8 protein-coding genes are annotated in these 9,231 nt (G+C 52.2%); 2 read left to right on the top strand and 6 right to left on the bottom strand.

What is annotated here, in order from left to right:
• Window positions 1–306: 306 nt before the first annotated feature.
• The 6 genes from mutY to V0288_RS20610 form a co-directional block, all read right to left on the bottom strand.
• A complete protein-coding gene (gene mutY / locus V0288_RS20585; protein ID WP_332867051.1) occupies window positions 307–1,431 on the bottom strand; it encodes an A/G-specific adenine glycosylase in 1,125 nt (374 codons plus the stop codon).
• Window positions 1,412–1,756, bottom strand: a complete 345-nt coding sequence (locus V0288_RS20590; protein WP_332867052.1) for a DUF760 domain-containing protein — start codon at window positions 1,754–1,756, stop codon at window positions 1,412–1,414. The genes mutY and V0288_RS20590 overlap by 20 nt, the downstream gene beginning before the upstream one ends.
• 248 nt (window positions 1,757–2,004) lie before the next feature.
• Window positions 2,005–2,961, bottom strand: a complete 957-nt coding sequence (locus tag V0288_RS20595) for an RNA polymerase sigma factor, RpoD/SigA family (protein ID WP_332867053.1) — start codon at window positions 2,959–2,961, stop codon at window positions 2,005–2,007.
• Between the two features lie 530 nt (window positions 2,962–3,491).
• Window positions 3,492–4,184: a YdcF family protein gene (locus V0288_RS20600; RefSeq protein WP_332867054.1), complete on the bottom strand. Its 693-nt coding sequence runs from the start codon at window positions 4,182–4,184 to the stop codon at window positions 3,492–3,494.
• Window positions 4,181–4,810 (bottom strand): DUF2301 domain-containing membrane protein, encoded by a 630-nt coding sequence (locus V0288_RS20605; RefSeq protein WP_332867055.1) that lies wholly within the window; start codon window positions 4,808–4,810, stop codon window positions 4,181–4,183. The genes V0288_RS20600 and V0288_RS20605 overlap by 4 nt, the downstream gene beginning before the upstream one ends.
• A gap of 88 nt (window positions 4,811–4,898) precedes the next feature.
• On the bottom strand, window positions 4,899–6,746 hold the full coding sequence (locus V0288_RS20610) for a hypothetical protein (protein WP_332867056.1): 1,848 nt from the start codon (window positions 6,744–6,746) through the stop codon (window positions 4,899–4,901).
• Between the two features lie 334 nt (window positions 6,747–7,080).
• Between V0288_RS20610 and V0288_RS20615 the strand changes: the two genes are divergently transcribed.
• Window positions 7,081–7,314: a photosystem II protein, Psb35-related gene (locus V0288_RS20615; protein WP_332867057.1), complete on the top strand. Its 234-nt coding sequence runs from the start codon at window positions 7,081–7,083 to the stop codon at window positions 7,312–7,314.
• A gap of 321 nt (window positions 7,315–7,635) precedes the next feature.
• A complete protein-coding gene (locus V0288_RS20620) occupies window positions 7,636–8,973 on the top strand; it encodes a ferredoxin reductase family protein (protein WP_332867058.1) in 1,338 nt (445 codons plus the stop codon).
• The last annotated feature ends 258 nt before the right edge of the window (window positions 8,974–9,231 follow it).

Below are 9,231 nucleotides of genomic sequence, written 5' to 3' on the forward strand. Positions count from 1 at the left end.
TCCGGCGCGATGACCCGATCGTAACTTTCCATCGATGAGGTGAGGCTATAGCTTTCTCGCTTTGATGAAAGACAAAATCTCACGGCTGATTTACCGGTCTTTTTTAGGATGTCGAGTGGCGGGCCGTGAAAGTATGGCTAGTCTATTTTGCCCGCTCCACCGATCGGCTCTCTTGGAGTTATGGTGATCCGAAAAATCGATCGGGTTTCGTAGGATGGGTTAGACGGCGGTAAGCCTTGACCTATAAGAATAAACGCTCGTTCCGTCGGTTCCCATCTTCCGGGGATCTGTAACAGGGCGAACCGTTTACACCCGATCTCCAGGAGATCCCACCGCTCTCGCTTTCAGTGCCTCGATAATCTGGAGGTTCGCTTTCGGGAAGGGATAGATCTCGATTTCCGCGAGCGTCACCCAGCGGATCTCCTCGCACTCGATCGCCCTCGCTTCCCCGCTCAGATAGCGACAGTTATAGACCTGTAAATTAACCCGAAAATGAGTGTAAGCGTGATCGATCGTGATTAGATGATCGTTGACCTCTATCTCGATGCCGATTTCTTCTAAAATTTCCCGTCGGATACATTCCTCGACGGTTTCTCCGTCCTCGATCTTGCCGCCGGGAAACTCCCACAAACCGCCGAGTAAACCTTTCGCGGGCCGACGATCGATCAGGATTAACCCTCGATCGTCGCGGATAACGGCGACACCGATCCGTTTGTGGGGAAGGGGATTAGATTCTTCTCGCATGGGAATCACCGATTGTGTCCCTTTATTGTAAGCTCTACAGGACTCGCGCCACGGACAGAGAAGACAATTCGGCTCGTGTCGGGTACAGACGGTCGCGCCGAGATCCATTAAAGCCTGATTGAAATCGCGCGGGTTATCGGGATCGAGACAGCGATCGCTGACGTTCCACAATCGCGGTAAAGCCTTCGAGGGCGGGACTTCCAGCGCGATCAACCGGGAATACACCCGTTTCACGTTCCCGTCGAGAATCGAGATCGGGGCGTTAAACGCGAGGCTGAGAATCCCCCCCGCGGTGGTGCGTCCGATGCCGGATAACGCCATCACCCGATCGAGATCCCGCGGGAACATCCCCCCGTATTCGCCGACAATTTGCCCCGCGGCGGCGTGAAGATTGCGAGCGCGGGCGTAATAACCCAATCCCTCCCACAACTTTAAAACGTCCTGTAAATCCGCCGCCGCGAGATCTTCTACCGTCGGGAACCTCGTTAACCAACGCTCGTAGTAGGGAATAACCGTCGTTACCCGCGTCTGCTGGAGCATGATCTCGGAGATCCAGATCGCGTAAGGATCGGTCTGTCTTCTCCACGGCAAATCTCGACCGGAACGGGCGTACCAGTCGAGGAGCGATCGCCGTAAACCGACGATATCGAGATCGTCTAGGGCTGAACTATTCTTCCGCGGGGCCACTCTGGAGACTGTAAAGCGATTTTTCAAAATTCAGGCGCTGTTCGGCGTTACGGAGGAAATAACCGCTCATCATCGCCGAAGCTAACAATCGTCCGAGATGTTCCCGGCTGGTGCTGATCGTTACCCCGAAATGTTCCGAGGGGAGGTTGCCCAATAGACCGATAATGTTCCGTTCCATCACCTGAAAAACTTCGGTGGATTCGGGTTTGGAAAGTTGAGCGATCGTTTCAGGACTCAAGGTTTGCACGTATTGCCACAAACTTTCCGAAAATTCGTTACTATCCGAACCGAATAAATTTTGAGAACGATCGCGTTCGCTATTCACCGTATGCCTCCTGTTCTCGAAATCGTGAAAAATCTAGAACCGAAATGGATTTTTTCGTTTTAGCGTGTTTCGTCCCTCTAATCTAACAGTTTTTTCGGCGATCGGAAGTCGGTAGAACCGAACTCGATCGATCGGGGATTGCGAGAAGTGGGGAAAAGGGGAGGGGGAATAGGGAAAAAAGCTTTCTTAATTCGTTCACCTTTACCCTTTACCCTTTCACCTCCCTCACCTCCTGCCTCCTGACTCCATTAACTGGCGAGATACTCGCGAATATTTCCCTTGCGTTTTCTTAATTTGGCGAGGGCTTCGCGTTCGATCTGCCGGACGCGTTCGCGGCTGATATTCAGTCTCACGCCGATTTTAGCGAGGGTGAGGGGTTGTCCGTCCACGAGGCCGAAACGTAGGGATAACACTTCCCGTTGTTGGGGGGTGAGATCCGCCATCAGTTTTTCTAGATCGATCTGGAGGGAGGAAAGGGTGGTGAAATCTTCCGGCGAGATTCCCGTATCCTCTAAAAGTTCACTGAGTTCCGTGTCTTGATTGTCGCCCACTTTCAAGTCTAGGGACAGGGGTTGACGGGCGCGTTCGAGGTATTCCCGTACCTGTTTAGGGCTGAGTTCGAGTTCTTCGGCCAGTTCGGAGATCGTGGCGGCGCGTCCTTTTTCCTGGGCGAGTTGACGCTGGGCTTTTTTGATTTTATTCAGTTTCTCGGTAATGTGGATGGGAAGCCGGATAGTACGGCTTTTCTCGGCGATCGCCCTCGTGATCGCCTGGCGTATCCACCAGTACGCGTAGGTGGAAAAGCGATAGCCCTTGGTCGGATCGAATTTCTCGACCCCTCTCTGCATCCCGATCGTGCCTTCTTGGATCAGGTCGAGCAGATCGAGATTACGTTTCAGATATTTTTTGGCCACCGAGACGACGAGACGCAGGTTCGCCTCTACCATCTTGCGCTTGGCGAGATCTCCCGCGCCCATCTCCCGGCGCAATTGTTCCTCGCTAATTCCCGCCGCCTCCGCCCACTGGCGATCGCTCGGTTCCTGTCCGAGTTTGGCGCGCAGGGATTCTTTGATTTTTTCCAAGACGAGCGATCGTTGAACCTGTTTGGCGTAGAGAATTTCTTCCTCGTGGCTCAAAAGGGGGACTCGTCCGATTTCTCTGAGGTAGGTACGAACGGGATCGGTGGGGGATTTCGCGGTTTTCATGGTTGAGTCTCGATAGGAAGTTAATTAACGAGCGCGCGAGATCGCGGGAGTGGGGAGTGAGGAAAAAGGTTTGGAAAAAAATACTATGAGAGATTTTTCTAGTTTTGTAAAGAGATTCGAGGATAGGGCTAGAGGTTATAGACGGGAGACTCTTCGGGGATTCACGGGAGTCTATGGTAAAAAGTCAGACTGAACGGGCGTTACGGGTTATCATTTTCCCAGAGCGCGCCCGACAGGAACTGTTACTTTCCTTAACAATGTTATCGTTTTTATAAAAAAATGTAAAGTTTATGAGAGGGAGAAGGCCAGGATTCTCAGAAACGGTCGAATCGGGAGCGAGCGTGAGTATCTGTACCCATAGATTACCCGGAACCGCCGGGAAAGGGTGCATTCTAGATCACAAAACGCGAAAAAGATCTCGCGGGAGGGGTGAGGGGGGTGAAGGAGATGGGGGCGTTTTTGGGGAAAAGGGAAAAGACTACCTTTCACCTTTACCCTTTGCCCTCTTCCCGCGTCTCCCGCCTCCTTGCCTACGGTTTCCGGGATTCTAGGTGCCAGAGGAATCGCGCGTAGACGTAGGCGATCGCTTCCTCGATCACCGAACGGAATCCGGTGCTGGAAGTCCACCAGCGATCGGGATCGTAATTGGTGTTCGGGTGGGCGATCGCCCCGACTTTGAAGCGCGGTTTTAAGACTCGTTGATAGATTAAATAACTCCGGCGAGTATGCACGTCGAAGGAATAGATATTGATCGATCGAATATCTAATTTATCCTGTAACAATTTTTCTTTTACTCCCAATGCCATCGCCGCGGTTCGATCTTTTTTAACTTCGGGAATACTGGCGGAGATAATGCGATCGGGGGGAATTCCTAATTTTACCAGAGTCGCGGTGATTACTTCCGCTTGATTTTTATATTCACGTAAATACGATCCCCGGTAAAAGGGCATTCCCGTGACGATGATCGATCGATAGTTCCCTCGATAATATTCCTCGATCGCTCCTTCAATCACCCGATCGTCAACCCACCCCTCGATTAACAGCGCGTCGGCTTTAATCGGTTTTTGAATCGCGAGGAAACCCTGAACCCTCGTGACGCTAAACCAGAAAATTAACACGCCGATTAACGCCAGTAGTAGCCATCCTTTCAGGGTTACAGACCATTGAGGTTTATATTCTAAGATTCCCCAAATTTTCGGGATCGTTTGTTCGGGATCGGTCATGAATGTTTCAAATGCTCGAAAACGGATTTATCCCCGATATCGTTCGGGATCGGTTGGAAAAATTTGCGCGCGGCGAAAATGAGGAACAGGATCGACCAGGTAATCACGAAACCTTTTTCTACACCGATCGGTAAAATCCCCGCGAGATGACCGAGGAGAAGGATGGGAACGAGAGGGGTGAGTAATTTCGTTTCCAGTCGATCGAAACAGAAAGCTTCTTTAAAATAAATGCCCGTCAAACTGGCGAAAATAAACCCGACACCGAGAAGGCTTATCGGGTGTTCGTACACGAAGAGAGCGAGGGGATCGCGAGACTCGATCGAGAGAACCAGAGAGGCGATCGCCCCGACTCCCCAAAAGATCTGTAATAACCGGTGGAGAGGGATTAAATAGATATGGATCGTCAGTAAACTCAACCCTAAACCGAGACAGAATAGCGCGTAAAAAACGGTCACGAGAGACAGCGAACCGGGGATCAAAATCGCGTAACCCGTCCCGAGCGCGAAACCGAGCGCCGCGATCGCGAGACCGAGACGATAGAGGATCACCCCGAATCGATCGCTGTCGGTGACGCGAAACTCGCCGAATTGTCCTTGATAAACTCGATCGCTAGAGGAAGAAATCATCGTCGATACCGGGGGAAATCGTTTTTTTCTATCATAATTTAATTTTTCGGTGGCGAAAGACGCTCTCCTGAAAACAATCGATTTTCCGTCAATTCACGCTCCCCTGTTTCCACAACAATTCTTTCTCGACGGTTTGTTTCTCTCCGGGGGGAACCGTCCGCTCGCGCATAATATAGAGATCGAGCGCTTTTATCTGCCGCGCGCTGTCGTGGTGGGAATTCCAGTCACGGATGAGATACGCGCCGAATTCGGGATAAACCGAGCGGCCGATCGCCCGATCGAGAGTGATAAAATACTGTCGCCACTGCATGGTTGGATAGAGGCGATTCCGTTCCGCGTCGGTAGGTTTCTCCCAGGAAACGGGATTGCCGAAGCGGAAAAGATCGATTTCCGTCCCGTCCGCTAACTTGGCGACCGCCACGTACCAACTATCATCGAGGGGAGGAGATGGGGCGAAAATCGTCCAATACTGATCTAAACGGGTGATTCTCGCGAGGATATCGAGTTGGTTGAACGTGCGACGGGTCAAGAGTTTATGAAGAGAGCTTATCATTGGACTATCGAGATCGCGACGCTCTACCGACTGTCGGACAAAACTCCGTAAATTCCAGACGGAAGTGAACAGTAACAACACCAGCGCGAGAATGTTCAGGGGTAAAAACGAGCGAACCACCAACGGGCGGAATTGAAAGGGTTTGGTGAAATTGCCCATAAAACGACGGTGGGAGGCGATCCACTCGTAAATTCGGGTTCCGATCGCCATTAAGGGCGGTAAGCGTAGAATCGGGGCGAGAAAACCGAAAATCGGGGACAAACTCACCACGTAGGCGATCCCTTCCCATTTAAAATAGCGTTTTCCCTGCCAGTCCTCGATCACCCAGGAATTTTTCGCCAGCATATCCTCGTAGATGGAGGGGTTATCCTGGGCGATCAATACGGGAGTACGGGGCAAAATTAAAAAGGTTCGCAGGAGATAGACTACTTTTTTACAGAATCCGCAGTCTCGATCGTAATTAATCCGTAATCCTTGCCGTTCCGGGGTCTGTAGCCGTCGATCGATCGTGTCCCATACCGGACTCGGAATTAGCGCCAACCAGTGGGTGATACTTAAAAACGGAAAGATCCCCAGGTGAAAACACAACCCGAAACCGACGTGTAACAGGATAAACGAAACGATCGCCACGCACTTGAACAGGCTATTACGGAAGGGGATGAAAATCATCAACGGGCCGAGCCACTCGAACCATAACGCCGTAAACGTCAATAATTTCAGAAATTCTAGCGGGAGAGAGCGTAAAAATCCCGCGAGAGCGGTTCCGTACTGATCGTAACTGAGCGCGTAATAAACCGCCGTCCCGTCCGGCCACCAGGTTTCACTTTTGGTTTTAAAGGCCGCCGACCAGATGTAGATAAAACAGATCTGTACCATGAAAGCGAACGTCGCGCCCGACAGGATTCGCTTCGGTAGGGGATTCGGGTTCGTATTCAAGGCGCTCTCGACGGAATAGGTCGCGCCGAGGGGTAAAAACATCGACCAGAAGAGGATCGCCCGTAAAACCTCGTCCGCGGCGAAGATTAGGATAGGGTTGCGATGGTGGAGGGAGGTAATCATCGCCCAGGTGACGATCGTGGCGAAACGGGTCTTATAACCGATTAACAGGAGAAACGCGAAGCCGATGGCGATGAGAAACAGGATACCCTGCACGATCGCCGAACCGCTGAACGCGAAAATCGACCAGTAATAGGGACTCGCTAAAACTTTCGGGAGGGAGGATAAAGGCAGAACCCCCGCGTCGGTGTAATGGGGAACGAGAAGGCGGAAACGAGCGAATAAATCGACTAAAACGACGAGAGCGAGACAGATCCGGAATAATCCTAGCGATCGAAGGTCAAAGCCGAGTATTTCTTCCAGTCTCTCTTGGAGTGATTTGCCCATTACAGTGTCAACGCTCCCGTTCACTCGATAAACATACTTACTGTACCTCGATCGAACCGATTCTAGAAGTGTTCCGAGTGACCTGGGGAGATGGGGAGATGGAGGGTTAGGAAGATGGGGAAATGGGGGGATTTTTCGGGAAAAAGGGTCAGGAGACAAGGGAAAAGAGCTTTCTCGCGCTTTTCACCTTTACCCTTTCCCCTTTTCCCTCCCTCACCTCCTGCCTTCTCTGACCGTTCACCCGATCGGGCGATATACACGCACTTGACTCTCTCGCAAGTTTTTGTTACATTTATTTACATAAAGAAACAAAACGTTATCAGGAGCCGCGATCATGTTTACCCTACTCATCTCGTTATTCGTTATCGGTTGGGTCGCCGCCTCGGTGATCGGTACACAGGCTTACTTCCGGGGCGAACAATCCAAACCCATCCACGAGAGAAACTGGCGCTCGAACTCCTTTGAAACTCTCTCGAAAGCCGTCACCGGCCGGGAGATCGACTACAGCGAACGGATTCCCGCCTTCTCGATCGACGGTTACGCCAGCCAGAACCTACCCAGCGCGTAGGGTAGTCCGAAAAAGGATAAGCGAGAGCGAGAGAATATTCTCGCTCTTTTTCCATGTATCGCCGAGAATTCACTTTATAGATTTGTTCGGTTCGATAAGAAAAGCTGTCAACTTGGAGCGGAAAGCCGATCGCGATACGATCCGACCGCCGATAGAAGAAAAAAATTTTTCCCTTCTACTAGAGTGATGGAGATTTCGATCCGAGGGGCGGCGGTTCCGTCGTCGATCGACCGTCCGGGCCGACTCCGAACGCGGCCGGCGAGGGAGCGATCGAGGGTCGCCCTTTTCAACGGGTCGTCGTGCCGGCGGGAGATTTCCAGTATGAGACGATGGTTAACGCGTGGTTCGATCGCCGTCGCCGCGTTCTGGATCGTCGGGTATCTAGTCTTTACCCTCTTCCCGTTGTTGGTGCTGTTACTGCCCCCGGTGCCTCCCGGAGAAGGCTTCTGGATCGATTTTTCCGTGGCGTTGGGTTTTATCGGTCTGGCGCTGATGGCCCTGCAATTCATCCTCACCGCTCGCCTCAAATCGATCGAGGCTTCCTACGGGATCGATATCCTGCTCCAGTTCCATCGCTACACCTCCGTACTGGCCTTTCTCACGGTCATGGTGCATCCGGCGATCCTGTTTATCGTCCGGCCGGAAACCCTCGATCTGTTGAACTTTTTTCAAGCTCCCGCGCGCGCGCGGATGGCGGTCTTGGGAACGCTGGCGTTTCTGGTGCTGGTCATCATCACGATCTGGCGAAAGCCGCTAAAAATTCCCTACGAACCCTGGCGCGCGTCCCACACGCTCCTAGCCATGTTAGCGGTGGGATTGGGATTCGGACACGCGATCGCCGTGAGCCATTATCTGGGGGTATTCTGGAAAGCCTTACTGTGGTCGGGAATGCCGCTCCTCTCGCTCTGGCTGCTCGTCTACGCGCGCCTGGTGAAACCGTGGCGACTGCTCCGGAAACCCTACGTGGTGGAAGAGGTGATCCCGCGAGGGGGCGATGTTTGGACGCTGGCACTCCGTCCGCGGAACCACGAGGGATTCACCTTTCAGCCGGGCCAGTTCGCTTGGTTGACCCTGAATATTAGCCCGTTCAGTATGCGGGAACATCCTTTTTCCATGTCCTCTAGCGGCGATCGGGCCGATCGAATCGAGTTCGGCATTAAAGCGCTCGGCGATTTTACCCGTCACGTCAAAGATATCCGACCGGGAACGAGAGCCTACGTGGATGGCCCCTACGGGGTATTCACCACGGACCGCTATCTGGACAGCGCGGGATTCGTGTTAATCGCCGGGGGAATCGGCATCACTCCTATCTTCAGTATTTTAATCACGGCCGCGGAACGGGGGGACGCTCGATCGTTTCTGTTGATTTACGCTTCTTCCTCCCGCGACGAGATTACCTACCGGGAGGAGTTGGACGCGTTAACCGAAAGGCTCGATCTAACTATCGTGTACGTTGTGCGAAACGCGGGCGAAGATTGGGAGGGCGAAACCGGTTATGTTGATAAAGAACTGTTAGACCAATACATTCCCTCCGATCGGGGCGATCGGCAGTATTTTATCTGCGCGGACCCGGCGATGATGGATGCCGTCGAACTCGCGCTCGAAGAATTGGATGTCCCTGTCCCGAACGTTCACATGGAACACTTCGATCTCGCTTGATACGCGATCCTGTTTCGCTCGGGAAAATTAGAAAAGGAGACGGATACGCGAGCGTCTATCGAAAGAAATATTCTGCCTGAATTGCAGAAGTTTTGAATTTCGGAAACAACTTTTAAAAAAGTAGATTAGAACGTCAATTCGCCCTAGATTGGCTATCAATATAAATAAGGATAAATAGGATGCTTGTACGTGTCAAGAACCCAGTTACCGCTCTTTTATCACTCTAGGGTCGGGGAAGATAGAAACCTCGCGGAAAGA

This window comes from Pannus brasiliensis CCIBt3594, assembly GCF_036688125.1.
Taxonomy (GTDB): domain Bacteria; phylum Cyanobacteriota; class Cyanobacteriia; order Cyanobacteriales; family Microcystaceae; genus Pannus; species Pannus brasiliensis.